At 65.8% G+C, this 14963-nt stretch carries 12 protein-coding genes and 6 tRNA genes; 15 read left to right on the forward strand and 3 right to left on the reverse strand.

Annotation, left to right across the window (positions count from 1 at the left end; translation table 11 throughout):
• Positions 1 to 5 precede the first annotated feature (5 nt).
• Positions 6 to 683, forward strand: a complete 678-nt coding sequence (locus tag AC6LJW_RS15730; protein WP_498087738.1) for a VOC family protein — start codon at positions 6 to 8, stop codon at positions 681 to 683.
• Positions 684 to 791: 108 nt separating this feature from the next.
• On the opposite strand, the gene AC6LJW_RS15735 is transcribed toward AC6LJW_RS15730, so the two are convergent.
• Positions 792 to 1559, reverse strand: a complete 768-nt coding sequence (locus tag AC6LJW_RS15735; RefSeq protein ID WP_498087733.1) for a phosphatase PAP2 family protein — start codon at positions 1557 to 1559, stop codon at positions 792 to 794.
• A gap of 169 nt (positions 1560 to 1728) precedes the next feature.
• Here AC6LJW_RS15735 and miaB point away from each other — a divergent pair, with 169 nt between their 5' ends.
• The 5 genes from miaB to lnt all read left to right on the forward strand — a co-directional run bounded on the left by miaB (position 1729) and on the right by lnt (position 7340).
• Positions 1729 to 3171 (forward strand): tRNA (N6-isopentenyl adenosine(37)-C2)-methylthiotransferase MiaB, encoded by a 1443-nt coding sequence (miaB, locus tag AC6LJW_RS15740; protein WP_056571694.1) that lies wholly within the window; start codon positions 1729 to 1731, stop codon positions 3169 to 3171.
• Positions 3168 to 4193, forward strand: a complete 1026-nt coding sequence (locus tag AC6LJW_RS15745; protein WP_056571697.1) for a PhoH family protein — start codon at positions 3168 to 3170, stop codon at positions 4191 to 4193. Before miaB ends, AC6LJW_RS15745 begins: the two co-directional genes overlap by 4 nt.
• Complete coding sequence (gene ybeY, locus AC6LJW_RS15750) at positions 4183 to 4656, forward strand: rRNA maturation RNase YbeY (protein WP_498087734.1); 474 nt, start codon at positions 4183 to 4185, stop codon at positions 4654 to 4656. The genes AC6LJW_RS15745 and ybeY overlap by 11 nt, the downstream gene beginning before the upstream one ends.
• 168 nt (positions 4657 to 4824) lie before the next feature.
• Positions 4825 to 5715, forward strand: coding sequence for a CorC family transporter (locus AC6LJW_RS15755; protein ID WP_056571704.1), 891 nt, complete (start codon positions 4825 to 4827; stop codon positions 5713 to 5715).
• Positions 5712 to 7340, forward strand: a complete 1629-nt coding sequence (gene lnt, locus AC6LJW_RS15760; RefSeq protein WP_498087735.1) for an apolipoprotein N-acyltransferase — start codon at positions 5712 to 5714, stop codon at positions 7338 to 7340. Before AC6LJW_RS15755 ends, lnt begins: the two co-directional genes overlap by 4 nt.
• On the opposite strand, the gene AC6LJW_RS15765 is transcribed toward lnt, so the two are convergent.
• Positions 7297 to 8403, reverse strand: a complete 1107-nt coding sequence (locus tag AC6LJW_RS15765) for an aldo/keto reductase (protein WP_498087739.1) — start codon at positions 8401 to 8403, stop codon at positions 7297 to 7299. The genes lnt and AC6LJW_RS15765 overlap by 44 nt on opposite strands.
• A gap of 444 nt (positions 8404 to 8847) precedes the next feature.
• Here AC6LJW_RS15765 and AC6LJW_RS15770 point away from each other — a divergent pair.
• The 9 genes from AC6LJW_RS15770 (at position 8848) to AC6LJW_RS15810 (ending at position 13495) form a co-directional block, all read left to right on the forward strand.
• Positions 8848 to 8923 (forward strand) — tRNA-Ala (locus AC6LJW_RS15770).
• Between the two features lie 32 nt (positions 8924 to 8955).
• Positions 8956 to 9031, forward strand: a tRNA-Glu gene (locus AC6LJW_RS15775).
• A 63-nt stretch (positions 9032 to 9094) separates the two neighbouring features.
• Positions 9095 to 9171, forward strand: a tRNA-Asp gene (locus tag AC6LJW_RS15780).
• A 104-nt stretch (positions 9172 to 9275) separates the two neighbouring features.
• Positions 9276 to 9351, forward strand: a tRNA-Ala gene (locus AC6LJW_RS15785).
• Positions 9352 to 9385: 34 nt separating this feature from the next.
• Positions 9386 to 9461, forward strand: a tRNA-Glu gene (locus tag AC6LJW_RS15790).
• A gap of 79 nt (positions 9462 to 9540) precedes the next feature.
• Positions 9541 to 9617: transfer RNA gene (locus AC6LJW_RS15795), tRNA-Asp, on the forward strand.
• Between the two features lie 240 nt (positions 9618 to 9857).
• On the forward strand, positions 9858 to 11351 hold the full coding sequence (locus AC6LJW_RS15800; protein WP_056571713.1) for a helix-turn-helix transcriptional regulator: 1494 nt from the start codon (positions 9858 to 9860) through the stop codon (positions 11349 to 11351).
• A gap of 252 nt (positions 11352 to 11603) precedes the next feature.
• On the forward strand, positions 11604 to 12623 hold the full coding sequence (bioB, locus tag AC6LJW_RS15805) for a biotin synthase BioB (RefSeq protein WP_427986243.1): 1020 nt from the start codon (positions 11604 to 11606) through the stop codon (positions 12621 to 12623).
• Positions 12620 to 13495: an EamA family transporter gene (locus tag AC6LJW_RS15810; RefSeq protein ID WP_498087740.1), complete on the forward strand. Its 876-nt coding sequence runs from the start codon at positions 12620 to 12622 to the stop codon at positions 13493 to 13495. Before bioB ends, AC6LJW_RS15810 begins: the two co-directional genes overlap by 4 nt.
• Before the next feature lie 7 nt (positions 13496 to 13502).
• On the opposite strand, the gene AC6LJW_RS15815 is transcribed toward AC6LJW_RS15810, so the two are convergent.
• A complete protein-coding gene (locus tag AC6LJW_RS15815) occupies positions 13503 to 14918 on the reverse strand; it encodes an MFS transporter (RefSeq protein WP_498087741.1) in 1416 nt (471 codons plus the stop codon).
• Between the last annotated feature and the right edge of the window lie 45 nt (positions 14919 to 14963).

A 14963-nucleotide genomic window follows, 5' to 3' on the forward strand; every position in this document is an offset into this window, starting at 1 on the left:
CCCACATGAAACTCTCCATCGACCACCTTGTCATCGCCGCCGCGGACCTTACCAGCGGCACCGAATATGTCGCCGGCCTGCTCGGCATCGCGCCGCAGGGCGGCGGGGCGCATCCGCGCATGGGCACCCATAACCGCGTGCTGGGCATGGCGGACGGGGTGTACCTGGAAGTCATTGCCATCGACCCCAACGCGCCGGCGCCTGAGCGCCCCCGCTGGTTCGGGCTGGACCAGGGCGACGTACGCGCGCGCATCGAACAAGGGCCATTCCTGGCCCACTGGGCCGCGCGCGTGGAGGCGCCACTGGATCTGACGCGCATGCAGGCCGAACACCCCGACCGCCTGCCCCCAGCCATCGCCATGACCCGCGGCGACCTGCGCTGGCGCCTGACCGTGCCGGACGACGGCAGTCTGCCCACGTGGCGCGAGGCGGGCTATGAAGCCGGAGAAGGCCTGCTGCCCACGCTGATCCAATGGGATGTCGAGAACCCGCCCGGTGCAACCTTGCCGCGCCAGCCGCTGCGCCTGCTGCGTCTGACCGGCTGCCATCCCCGCGCCGCGCTGCTGCGCCAGGGTTTGGCCTGGATGGGCGCGGACAGCCTGATCGACGTCGAGCAGGCCGATGGCCCGCCCCGCCTGCGCGCGCAGATCGAAACGCCGTCCGGGGTCAAAGTGCTGGCCTGACGCCCGCCGTCCATCGCCCTGCCGATCGGCGTTGCGTCCCCGGACCCGGTTACCGGACGCAAAAAAGGCCGCGGATTCCGCCGCCTTGTCTGTTTCCCGAGCGCAGGCTCAAGCCTTCTTCCACCAGCGCCACGGTGCGCGCAGCGGCCATTGGTACTTGCTGCACAGCACGCGAGGGGCCAGATAGTGCCCGACCAGCACGGCGATGCCCGCAGCCGTCATGACGTCCGACAGGTAGTGATCCAGGTTCACCAGCCGGCTGATTGCCACCAGCGCCGCCAGCATCAGGAACACCCCGCGCCAGCGCGGCGCCAGAATGCCCAGCACCACCGCCACCGAGAAGGCGGCGTAGGTATGGCTGGAAGGAAAGGAATTGAACTGCTGCGCGCGCGAAAACGATTCACCCAGCCCGTAGATGCCCTGTTCGAAATACAGCTCGGGCCGCGCCCGGGCCACGCTGCGCTTGAGCAAAAGCACCACCAGCCCGCCCACCGCCATCGTCGACAGCATCAGCAGGCTGCCGCGCGCCATGGCGGCATAGCTGATACGCAGCGGATTGCGCCACCCGCGCGCCAGGCCCACAAGTCCGATCACGTAGAACGCCAGCGCCATGACGATGTAATGGCCGCTTTCGCCTAGCTCGCCCACCCACTCGAACGATTGGTCGACCCCTTCCGACACCGATTTCTGGATCCAGATCGCCAGCGGCAGGTCGACCCACAGCGCGCACGCCGCGGCGGCCAGCGCCAGCGCGCACGCCAGCAGCGCCCACACGGATGCGGGGTACGGATTGCGGTATTCGTTCAGGACAGCGGAACCGGTCCCGCCAGCAAGGGAGGGAGCGGCTGCCGGAGGCGTAAGGCGATCGGAATTCATCGGTGCCGCTCGGGAGAAAAAAGAAATTTTACCGGCGCCTGCGGGCGCGCGGACCGCTATCGTAACGGCCAACGCGCGCGCATCCAAGAAACAATTCTTTGGCAAGGGTTAAAATCCGCCCTTTCCCCCTTTCCAGCCCCCGGGATCTACACCCGTCACGGCGACCATCATGCAAGAAACCTCTCTCAAGCGCGCGGGCAATGTCCCGGGCGACACCTCCGCCCCCCTGCCTTCGGCCACTCCTGGCGCCGGCTCCCCCCGCAAGCTGTACATCCGCACCTTTGGCTGCCAGATGAACGAGTACGACTCGGACAAGATGGCCGACGTGTTGCGCGAGGACCAGGGCGAGCTCGAACTGACCGACAACCCCGAAGAGGCGGACGTCATCCTGTTCAACACCTGTTCGGTGCGCGAAAAGGCGCAGGAAAAGGTGTTTTCGGATCTGGGCCGCGTGCAGCACCTGAAGAAGACCAACCCCAACCTCGTCATCGGCGTGGGCGGCTGTGTCGCCAGCCAGGAAGGCGAAGCCATCGTCAAGCGCGCACCCTATGTCGACGTGGTGTTCGGCCCGCAGACCCTGCACCGCCTGCCCGACCTCATCAAGCGCCGCCGCAACGAAGGCCGTTCGCAGGTCGACATCAGCTTTCCCGAGATCGAAAAGTTCGACAACATGCCGCCGCCGCGCGTTGAAGGCGCCACGGCATTCGTCTCGATCATGGAAGGCTGTAGCAAATACTGCAGCTTCTGCGTCGTGCCCTACACACGCGGCGAAGAGGTCTCGCGTCCGTTCGACGACGTGCTGATCGAAGTGGCCGACCTGGCGGACCAGGGCGTCAAGGAAGTGACGCTGCTGGGCCAGAACGTGAACGCCTACCGCGGCCGCATGACCGATTCCGACGAGATCGCCGACTTTGCGATGCTGCTGGAATACGTGCATGAGATCCCCGGCATCGAGCGCATCCGCTACACGACCTCGCACCCCAAGGAAATGACCCAGCGCATGGTGGATGCCTACGCCCGCCTGCCCAAGCTGGTGTCGTTCCTGCACTTGCCCGTGCAAGCCGGCAGCGACCGCGTGCTTGCCGGCATGAAGCGCGGCTACACCACGCTGGAATTCAAGTCGGTCGTGCGCCGCCTGCGCGCCGCCCGCCCGAATCTGACACTGTCCTCGGACTTCATCGTGGGCTTTCCCGGCGAGACCGAGGAAGACTTCGAAAAGACGCTCAAGCTGATCGAGGACGTCGGCTTCGATACCTCGTTCTCGTTCGTGTACTCGCGCCGCCCCGGCACGCCCGCCGCAGATCTCACCGACGACACGCCGCAGGACGTGAAGCTGCGCCGCCTGCAGCGCCTGCAGGCGCTCATCAACGACCAGGCGGCAACGATCGCCCGCAACATGGTGGGCACGCGCCAGCGCCTGCTGGTCGAAGGCCCCTCGCGCCGCGACCCGAACGAACTCATGGGCCGCACCGAAAACAATCGCATCGTCAATTTCCCCGCGCCCGCGCGGCTCATCGGACAAATGGTCGACGTCATCATCACCGAGGCGCACACGAATTCGTTGCGTGCCCGCGTGGCCGACGTGGACCGCACTTCGCAAGAGGCTGAATGACCACACCCCGCCCCCGCGCGCGCCGCAGCATGCCCGTCATCGTCAATCTGGACGGCGACAACACCCACCTGGCCAATCTCTGCGGCCCCCTGGACGAAAACCTGCGGCAACTGGCCGACGGCATGACCGTCAAGCTGTCCCGCCGCGGCAGCCGCGTCACGATCGAAGGCGAGCGGGCCGAACTGGCGGGCCGCATCCTGCGCCGGTTCCACGAACAGGCCGTGCACCGCGCCCTGTCCATTGACGACATCCAGCTTGGATTGGTCGAGATCGGCGTGGGCCGACAGGAGGACAAACTCAAGGAAGAGCAGGCCCAGGAACTGGATGCGCTGCCCGCCCTGGACGACGAAAGCGACGGCATCGCGCTGCGCACCAAGCGCAGCGACCTGCGTCCGCGCACGCCGCGACAGCGCGACTACCTGAACAACATCCTCAAGCACGACATCACGTTCGGCGTCGGCCCCGCCGGCACGGGCAAAACCTGGCTGGCCGTGGCCTGCGCCATCGACGCCATGGAGCGCGACACGGTGCAGCGGCTGGTGCTGACCCGCCCCGCCGTCGAAGCCGGCGAACGCCTGGGCTTTCTGCCCGGCGACCTGGCGCAGAAGGTCGATCCGTACCTGCGGCCGCTGTACGACGCGCTGTACGACCTGATGGGCTTTGAAAAGGTGCAGCGCCTGTTCGAGAAGCAGACCATCGAGATCGCCCCGCTGGCCTACATGCGCGGCCGCACGCTGAACCACGCCTTCGTCATCCTGGACGAGGCGCAGAACACGACGCCCGAGCAGATGAAGATGTTCCTCACGCGGATCGGCTTCGGCAGCAAGGCGGTCATCACCGGCGACCCGTCGCAGGTCGACCTGCCGCGCGGCCAGGACAGCGGGCTGGCGCATGCGGTGAAGGTGCTGCATGACGTCCAGGGCATCGCCACCACCAAGTTCACCAGCCGCGATGTCGTGCGCCACCCCCTGGTCGCGCGCATTGTCGACGCCTACGACCGCGCCGCCGAAGATGAAGCCTGAGCTGTCCCTGTCCGTGCAGTACGGCGTTGAAGAGGCCCGCCTGCCCCGCTGGCGCCTGCGCCGCTGGGCCGAACGCGCGCTGGGCGCCGCCTTTGAAGACGGCCTGGTCGACTTCTCGGCGGCCGAACTCAGCCTGCGGCTGGTCGGCGCGGCCGAGGGGCGCCGCCTGAACCGCGACTTTCGCGGCCGCGACTACGCCACCAACGTGCTGACCTTCGAGTACGGCGTCGACCCGCTGGGCGTGGCTCGCGGCGACATCGTCATGTGCGTGCCCGTGCTGGTGCGCGAGGCCCGCGAGCAGCGCAAGACGCTGCTTGACCACGCCGCCCACCTCACCATCCACGGCGTGCTGCATTCGTTGGGCTACGACCACATCAAGGCGCGCGAGGCCAAGCGCATGGAAGCGCTCGAAACCGCGACGCTCGCACAGATGGGCATTGCCGATCCCTACGTCACGGCCTGACCCTGTCCATCCGAACGCCGAGCTCCGGGTCAACCCTGAGAAATTGCCGGAAAATGGCGTCCAGCAAGGCGCAGATCGCGTCCATTGCAGCCATTTTCCGGCCCGGCGTTACAAACGATGGGCCAGTATCGGTTATGCTGGCTCCTCCCTAACTTGTCCTCCCGGACGATGTCTGACCCTTACCCTGCTCCTGAAGCGACGCCTGCTCGCTCTGCCAAACCCGCCACCAAATCCCTCCTAGACCGCCTGCTTTCCCTCGTGCGCCGTGAGCCCGAGGACCGCGAAGGCATCAAGGCCATCCTGGAAGCCGCGCACGAACGCCAACTGCTCGACGCGGAGTCGTACAAGATGATCAAGGGCGCGCTTGCCGTGTCCGAGGGCACTGTCGGCGACATCATGGTCCCGCGTTCGCGCATGGATCTGCTCGATGTCACGCAGCCCATCCCGTACCTGGTGGCCTCGGTGATCGAAACCGCGCATTCGCGGTTCCCCGTCTACGAGGGCGATCGCGACAACATCATCGGTATCCTGCTCGCCAAGGATCTACTGCGCTGCATGCTCGAGCCCAACATCGAACTGCGCACGCTGGTCCGCCCCGCCGTCTTCATTCCCGAATCCAAGCGCCTGAACGTGCTGCTGCACGAGTTCCGCGCCAGCCGTAACCACCAGGCCATCGTCATCGACGAGCATGGCGGCATTTCGGGCCTGGTGACAATGGAAGACGTGCTTGAACAGATCGTCGGCGACATCGAAGACGAGTTCGACGAGACCGAAGAAGTTTCCATCTTCCCTGAAGGCGAAAACCAGTGGCGCGTGCTCGCGGCCACCGACATCTCGCACTTCAACGAAGTGTTCGGCTGCCAGTTGCCCGACGACGAATACGACAGCGTGGGCGGCTGGCTGGGCGGCCAGTTGGGCCGCATTCCGCGCCGTGGCGACCATGCCGACTTCGATGGCCTGCGCCTTGAAGTGGCGCGTGGCGACGCCCGCCGTGCCATCTGGCTACGCGTCAAGCGCCTGGCCACGCCCCAGACCACAGTACCCGCCACCGACGCATGATCAGCACCCCGCGCGGCCGACTCCTGCGCGGCGCCGCCGGCCTCGTGCTGGCGGGCGCCATCCACGCCCTGACCTTCGCCCCCGGCCCGCTGCCCGGGTGGGCGCTGGCGTTCACCCAGATCGCCGCGCTGGCCATTCTGGCGCGCGTCACACTGTATGCGCCGTCGGCGCGTCAGGCATGGCTGCGTGGCTGGCTGTTCAGCTTTGCCAGCTACGCGCTCGGGCTGTACTGGATCTTCATCAGCCTGCACCGCTACGGCGACCTGGCCGCGCCGCTGGCGGTCGCCGCCGTGCTCGCGCTGTCGGCCTTTCTGGCCCTGTTTCCCGCCACCGCAACGGCTCTCGCGCGCCGCTACGCGCCGCTGGCCGCCGATTCCGGCCCGTCCCGCATTCTGGCCGCCACGCTGGCCTGGGCGGCGATGTGGGGCGCGTTCGAATGGCTGCGCGCGGTGCTGCTGACCGGCTTTCCGTGGCTCAACATCGGCTATGCGCAGGTCGACAGTCCCATTGCGGGGTGGGCGCCGCTGCTCGGCGTGCACGGCATGGCATTCCTGGCCGCGTTCGTCGCGGCGGCTGCCGCAAGCCTGTGGCAGCCCTCCCGCAAGGCCGGCATGGGGCCGCGCCATGCGCTGGCCGCCGGCGTCGCGGTGGCGCTCGCCGCGGCGGGCTGGCCGCTGTCTCGCATCGACTGGTCATCCCCGGTTGGCGACCCGCTCAATGTGCGCCTCATTCAGGGCAACATCGGGCAATCGCAGAAATTCGATCCCGCGCTGCTCGAGCAGAGCCTGCGCCGCCATCTGGAACTGACGGCCCTGCCCGCGGCACCCGGAGTGCCCGCGCCGCAGTTGGTGATCCTGCCGGAAACCGTGGTGCCCATCTTCCAGGACCAGCTCGATCCGCGCGTCTGGGAAGTCTGGCGCAACCTGGCCGGGCAACGGAACACCGTCATCGCGATGGGCGTGCCGCTGCATGACCGCGTCAACGGCCGCGAACGCTACACCAACAGCGTCATCGGCTTTGACGGCGCCACGCCGGTCGAACAATTGGTGGGCGGCAACACCGCCATGCGCTACGACAAGCGCCACCTGGTGCCGTGGGGCGAGTACGTGCCGCCCGGCTTCCACTGGTTTGTCGAAATGCTGAACATCCCGCTGGGCGACTTCGATCGCGGCGGCGAACGCCAGACGCCCTTTGCCGTCGGGGGCCAGCACATCGCGTTCAACATCTGCTACGAAGACCTCTTCGGACCCGACCTGCTGCCCGCCCTGCAACCCGGCCCAAACGGCGAACCGGGCGCGACCATCCTGGTCAACGTCAGCAACCTGGGCTGGTTTGGCGATAGCTGGGCGCTGCGCCAGCATCTGCAGATCGGCCGTTTGCGCACCATCGAGACCGCGCGTCCGATGCTGACGGCCACCAACACCGGGATCACCGCCGCCATCGACGCAAAGGGCCATGTCGCGGCCCAGCTTGCGCCGCTGCAGGCGGGCGTGCTGCCCGTCTCGGTGCAGGGCATGACGGGGCTGACGCCCTATGCGCGTTTTGGAGACAAGACCGCGCTCGCGTTGATCGGTCTGGCGCTCATCGCCGCCGTGGGCAGCGCCCGCCGCCCGCGCCGCAGTTGATTTCACTGCGGCTGATTTCACGCCGCAGTTGATTCCCGGCGCGGCCATCTCCCTTCAGGCAAACAGGTTCGCGGGCAGCGAGCCTGTTTCGTCGGGGGGGTTGAAGCGGTCCGTTGCCCGCCCCCGAGACTTCAATCGCATCCGCAATGGCCTGCATGTCATCGGCATCCAGTTCCAGTTCGGCCGCGCCGATCAGCCCGTCCACCTGCGACGCGCTGCGCGCCCCCAGGATGGCGCCCGTCACGCCTGGCCAAGCCAGCGTCCACGCGGCTGCCGCGGCCGCCACGGTGGCGCCGTGCCGCTCCGCAATGGGTTTGAAGGCATCGGCCAGCGCCAGGTTGCGATCCAGGTCCGGCAACCGGAAATCCGCGTGCCGCGCGCGCCAATCGTCGGGCGGCAAGGCCCGCGCACGCTCGGCGCTGAACTTGCCAGTCAGCAAGCCCGAATTCATCGGGCTGTAGACGATCACGCCTGTGCCGTTTGCCGCGCACCACGGGATCAGGTCGCTGGCCGCGGCGCGCTGGATCGCCGAAAACGGCGGCTGCAACGTGTCCACGTGCCCCAGCTGTTCCGCGGCCTGCAACTGCGCAAGATTGTGGTTCGACAGCCCGACCGCGCGGATCTTGCCGGCCTGCTTCAGATCCAGCAATTCCTGCCAGTACGCCTCCAGCGGCGTGCCATCGCCCGCCGGCCAGTGCATCTGGTACAGATCGATGCGCTCGACGCCCAGCCGCCGCAGCGACCCCTCAAGCTCGCGGCGGATGCTGGACGGCGTTCCCGTGCGACGCGGCATGGCCTGCGGCTGCTCCGGCGACCACGTCAAACCGCATTTGGTGAACACGTACGGACGCTCGCTGGCGGGCATCTGGGCCAGCGCCTGGCGCACGATCGCTTCGGAATGACCCAGCCCGTAGACGGCGGCGGTGTCGATCCAGTTGATGCCGCGGTCGATCGCATGCCGGATCGCCTTGATGGATTCCGCGTCGTCCTGCGGCCCCCAGCCCACTGCCCACCCATTGCCGCCCATTGCCCACGCGCCCAGGCCGATGCGCGTGATGGCCATGTCCGTGCGGCCAAGGGCGACGGTGGGAAACGCGGTGCTGCTCATGAAGAATGGCTCATGTGTCGATTTCCTTGCCGATCCGCGGCAACATTCCGTGCTGCGCGGGCGCAAAAAAACCGCGCGCCGCAAAAAAAATTTAGCCATTCACGATAGCACTTGCACAAGTCTTTGATTTTGTTGATTTCTGCACCAATCGCAGGCGCATGCCGCGGCGACCCCACCGCCAGAACCGTCCCAAATACGCCCTATCCAAGGCCATCGAACCCTCTTTTTTCGCAACTTTTTTGCTTTTTGCCGTGAAGCGACTTGCACGCCCAATTTAGTTCGTGCATAATCTCGTTTCTTCGCCAACGGCACTAAACAAAACCGGCAACGAAACAGCAAAAAACGCGCTCTAAACAGCGCGTTTAAAGCGAAAACGTTGAACGGATTGATTAGAGAAACGGGGGTATAGCTCAGCTGGGAGAGCGCTTGCATGGCATGCAAGAGGTCAGCGGTTCGATCCCGCTTACCTCCACCAGTCCAAAGCGAAGAGCAGTTCAGCAAGTCCAAGTCCCCTTCGTCTAGAGGCCTAGGACATCACCCTTTCACGGTGAGTACAGGGGTTCGAATCCCCTAGGGGACGCCAGTCTACTGGCATGCAGAAGTAGTGATGCAGTTGAAGTGATTATGTAGTTGAGTAAGCCGCTGCGGAGCGGTAGTTCAGTTGGTTAGAATACCGGCCTGTCACGCCGGGGGTCGCGGGTTCGAGTCCCGTCCGCTCCGCCAAAAGCTCTCTCGCTCAGAGTCTTTCAAGAGCTCCGTTTTCGGGGCTTTTTTGTTTTATAAGTGTGAGACCTTGTTGTTTGAAGTTTGGGACAGCAGGACGCCCTGGGGGTATAGCTCAGCTGGGAGAGCGCTTGCATGGCATGCAAGAGGTCAGCGGTTCGATCCCGCTTACCTCCACCAGTACGCAGTACAGTAGTAAAGTTGTTCGTTCCAGGTCCCCTTCGTCTAGAGGCCTAGGACATCACCCTTTCACGGTGAGTACAGGGGTTCGAATCCCCTAGGGGACGCCAGCTTCAGCTGGCAAGCAGTACAGGCTGTCTTGACACCACAGCATGGAAGTGAAGTTTGAAGTTATCAGTAAGCCGCTGCGGAGCGGTAGTTCAGTTGGTTAGAATACCGGCCTGTCACGCCGGGGGTCGCGGGTTCGAGTCCCGTCCGCTCCGCCAAGCACTTTGCGCTTACCGAACGCTGCTCGCAGCACGCACCTAAAGCTCCGGATTCCGGAGCTTTTTGCTTTTGCGCGTTCGTACTTGCTGCCGCGTTTACTTCCGCCACCCCATTCGCGCGGTGCAATCCCCTCTCGCTGTACCCCTTCCGCGAGACTCCTCCGTTTTGACCTCTGGACAGCACCGGCGCGCGGCTTCATGCTTGCGCGTAGACGCCATGCGAAGAAATAAGAGGCCTACGTGACCCCCAATGACGCCGCACCCCAAGCACATCGCCAACACCTGCAGAGCATTATCGCGGGCCTCAACGAGGGCATCATCCTGCTTGAGGCCGATGGCTCGATCGCCTGGGCCAACGCCAGCGCACTTGAGCTGCATGGCGCCGAATCAATGGAAGACCTGGGCGGCACGCCTGCGGGCTTTCGCAAGCGATATACGCTCACCTATCGCAACCATCACCGTGTGCCGGCACGCCAGTATCCGCTGGACCGTCTGGCGGCGGGCGAAGAGTTCGAAGACCTGCTGCTGGATCTGACCCGCAAGGACGATGACGAATTCGCGCGCAACCTGCTCGCGCGCGGCGTGAACCTGGACGATGGCGGCCCCATCCCCTATCGCGTGCTGATCCTGCATGACCAGACGGCACAGATCAACGCCGAGGAACGCTTCGAACGCGCCTTCTCGGCCAATCCGGCCCCCGCGCTGATTTGCCGGCTGTCCGACCTGCGTTACGTCAAAGTGAACCAGGGATTCCTGGAAATGACCGGCTACTCGCGCGACGCCGTGCTCGGCAAGTCGGCGTACGAACTGGACGTGCTGGACGGCAGCGACGAGAAAGAGACAGACGTGGCGCGGCTGGACGAAGGCAAGACCATCCCGCAGCGCGAAGGCGTGCTGAGGCTGCCCGACGGCAGCACCAAGTTCGTGGTGGTGGCCGGCCAGCCCATCGACATGAACGACGAGCCCTGCATGCTGTTCACGTTCATCGACCTGGAAGGCCGCAAGCGTACCGAAGAGGCGCTGCGCGAAAGCGAAGAGCGCTTCTCCAAAGCCTTCCAGCTGGCGCCCGTGCCGATGGCCGTCTGCGACGGCGTCACCTTGAATGTGCTGAACATCAATGACGCCTTTGCCGCGGCCACCGGCCTGACGTTGGATGACAAGGCCGAGCAGGATCTTGTCGAACTGGGGCTGCGGCCCTACGAAGGCATGCTGGCCGCCCTGAAACGCGGCGAGAGCGTCCGCAACCGCGAAGCGGTGATGGTCGCTCGGGACGGCGGCGAACTGGACTGCCTGGTGTCGGCCGAGCCGGTCATGATCGGGGGCTTGCGCCGCGTGCTGATCGTGATGCAGGACATTACCGAGCGCAAGCGGTCCGAGACCGAACTGCTGACGGCGATCGAGGCGGTGATGCAGGACACCTCCTGGTTCAGCCGCGGCATCATCGAGAAGCTGGCCCAGCTACGCCAACCCGCCCCCGCGACCCGCGATGTGGCGGAACTGGCCCAGCTCACGTCGCGCGAGCGCGAGGTCCTGGGCCTGCTTTGCCAAGGCCACGACGACGATGGCATCGCCAAGGCGCTCAAGCTGTCGCGCAACACCGTGCGCAATCACGTGGCCACGATCTACAGCAAGATCGGCGTGCATCGGCGTAGCGCCGCCATCGTCTGGGCGCGGGATCGGGGCATCACCGGCCACGAAAGCGCGCGCAACCGGGACAAACCGGCAAAAACTTGAGTGGCGCAGGTCGAATTTACAATTTGAATCAAAATATCCGACCCCTTCGCATCGGCGAAGATGCCGCCGAGTTAGAACGGCAGGCCGCTCAAAAGCGGCCATTTTCTTTGAAACAACCCCCAATTCCGCACTAAATCCCGCTTAATCGACCGCATTGCACAAAGCGGCCGCCCTTTCTTACGATCCGCCGATCCCGCCCCGGCCATCAGGCCAGCGGCCCCATCCCCGGTTCGAACGAAGGAGCCTCCGACCATGCAGACTGCGTACATTCCCGTCCCGACAGCGCCCAAGCGCCTGCCCGCCTCGGCATGGACTGCCGATGCCATCCTGGCGCTCTACGAGCTGCCGTTCATGGACTTGATGCACCGCGCGCAGCAGACGCACCGCGCCCATTTCGATCCCAACGTCATCCAGTTGTCGAGCCTGCTGTCGATCAAGACCGGCGGCTGTCCCGAGGACTGCGCTTACTGCCCGCAGTCATCGCACTACGACACCGGTGTGGACGCCGACAAGCTGATGCCGCTGGAAGACGTGGTGGCCGCGGCGCGCGCGGCGCAGGCTGGCGGCGCCCAGCGCTTCTGCATGGGCGCCGCGTGGCGCAGTCCCAAGCCGCATCACCTGGACGCCGTGGCCGAGATGGTCAGCGCAGTCAAGGCGCTCGGGTTGGAAACCTGCGTGACGTTGGGCATGCTGAGGGACGGCCAGGCCGAGCAGTTGAAGAACGCGGGCCTGGACTACTACAACCACAACCTGGACACCTCGCCGGAGTTCTACGGCAAGATCATCTCCACGCGCACCTACCAGGACCGTCTGGACACGCTGGACCGCGTGCGCGACGCCGGCATCAGCGTGTGCTGCGGCGGCATCGTGGGCATGGGTGAATCACGCCGCGAACGCGCCGGGCTGATCGCCCAGCTTGCCAGCATGGAGCCGTATCCCGAATCCGTCCCCATCAACAACCTCGTGCAGGTGGAAGGCACGCCGTTGTCCGACGTGGAGGCCCTTGATCCGTTCGAATTCGTGCGCACCATCGCGGTGGCGCGCATCGCGATGCCGCGCGCCGCCGTGCGGCTGTCGGCCGGACGCGAGGCGATGGACGATGCGCTGCAGGCGTTGTGCTTCCTGGCGGGCGCCAACTCCATGTTCTACGGCGACGCGCTGCTGACCACCGCCAATCCGCAGATGGCGGCTGACCAGCGCCTGCTGGACCGCCTGGGCATGCGGGTCGACGCCACCGCACACGACCACCAGGAAAAGACAGCATGCCGTTGACGCCCGGTGTTCTGTATCTGGCGGCCAGCGTGGCCTGCAGCGTCACTGTGGCCGTGATGCTCAAGCTGGCGAGGCGTTGGCAAATAGACGTGCGCCAGGCGATCGCCATGAACTACGCCGTGGCCGCCCTGCTCTGCTGGCTGATCCTGCGCCCCGACGCGGCGCGCCTCCTGGCGCCGCAAACGCCGTGGCTGGTGCTGGCCGCGTTGGGCGTATTGCTGCCCAGCATCTTCCTGGCCATGGCGGCCGCGTTGCGGCATGCAGGCATCGTGCGCAGCGACGCCGCGCAGCGCCTGTCGCTCTTCATTCCGCTCCTGGCCGCGTTCGCGTTGTTCGGGGAGCCGGTCACGGGGCGCAAGCTGGCAGCCATCGCGCTGGCCTTCGCCGCCCTCTTCTGCCTGCTGCGCCAGCCGCCGCGCATTCGGTTATCCGACGCCACCGCGGCCGAGGACCGGCGCGCGATGTGGTTGTGGCCGCTGGTGGTCTGGGCAGGCTATGGCGTGATCGACATCCTGTTCAAGCAGGTCGCGCGCACGGGGACCGCGTTTGCGGGCGGCCTGCTGCTGGCGTTCCTGTTGGCGGGCGCGCTGATGCTGGCGTATCTGCTGTGGCGACGCGTACGTTGGCAGGCGCGGCATCTGGCCGCCGGCGTGGCGTTGGGACTGGCCAACTTCGGCAACATCCTGACCTACGTGCGCGCCCACCAGTCGCTGCCCGAGCACCCCGCGCTGGTGTTCGCGTCAATGAATATGGGGGTGATCACGCTGGGCACCCTGGTGGGCGCCCTGGCGTTTCGTGAACCGCTCACGCGCGTGAACGTGCTGGGCATTGCGCTGGCGCTGTCCGCCATTTTGCTGATGACGCCCTGGTAGGGGCGTTTCAGGTGCCGGTGCGCCGCTGGCGTTCGGGTTCGGATTCGGCTTCGGATTCGGCGTCGTTGGATCCGTCCAACGGCGCTTCCGCAGCGATCGGCTCTGCGGGCGCCGGTTCCGCGACAACCTCTGGCGGGGCCGGCGCCGCGGACGGATCCGGCTGCACCATTTCCATGGCGATGTCGTTCTCGGGATCCACGCGCGGATCCAGCACTGCCGCCGCGGGCGAGCTTTGCAACGTGTCGGGCATGGGCACGAAGTGCGTCGGCGCCTCGTCGACCTGGTGCGCGCCGGTGACGCGCGTCGGCCGCACCTGCCAGACCAGAATCACGGCGCACGCCGAGATGAACACATAGTACATAGCGGGTCCGCCCAGCGACATCATCAGGCCCGCGATCATGGGCCCGACACAGGCGCCCAGGCCATACGTCATCAGCAACACCGCCGACAGGCTGACGCGCCGTTCGGATTCGACGTGGTCGTTGGCAAAGGCCGCGCCCAATGGATAGAGCGTGAACTGCAGGATGCCGAAGATGCAGGACATGGCCACCAGCGCCCAGAACGGCAACGCAATCCAGCCCCACATGACAGCGGGCAGCAAAACCAGCAGCAAGGCGTTGAAGCGGATGAGGCCCGCGCGGTTGATACGGTCGGACAGCCAGCCCATCGGCCACTGCGACAACAAGCCCGCGGTCACGGCGGCGGCGACGAAGATGGCGGCCTGCGACGTGGTCAGGCCATTTTTGGCGCCATAGACGGCGGCCAGGCCGTAAAACGCGCCGGACAGGTTGCCCGCCACGAACAGCACGGTCATCGACAGCGGCACTCGCCGCATGAAGAAGCGCACGTCCAGCGGCGCGGGCAGCGGCGTCGGCGGGTGGGACCGGGCCGTGACGGCAAGCGGCACGAGGCACAGCACGAGGCACATGGCGACCAGGGTAAGCGGGCGCAGGTCCAGCGTGGCGTAGGCCGTGAGCGCCAACTGGCCAAGTACGGTGCCCAGGCCGGAAACGACCATGTAGACAGAGAACACGCGGCCGCGCTGGTGGTTTTCGGTCTGTTCGTTGAGCCAGCTCTCGATGACCATGAACTCGGTCACCATGACGATGCCGGAGACGATGCGGAACACCAGCCACATGGGCATGGAGTCGACCAGCGTCTGCGCCAGGATCATGCTGGTGGCAATGGCCGCGCACGCGACGAACGCGCGGATGTGGCCGACGCGGATGATGAGCTTGTGTCCAAGCCGCGCGCCGCACACGAGCCCGAGGTAGTAGCCGGCGATCAGGGTGCCGATCCACACTTCGCTGACGGACTGCGCAGTCAGCCGCAGGCCCATGTAAGTATTGAAGAGACCCGTGCCGATAAGCATCAGCAAGGTCGCAAAATAAAGCGACGAAAACGATGAGATCGTGGAAAGCATGGCGTCGACAACCGCTGCTGGCGCTAGCGCTGCGGGCCGCCGGGG

The organism is Achromobacter sp. 1012554356 (assembly GCF_059760815.1).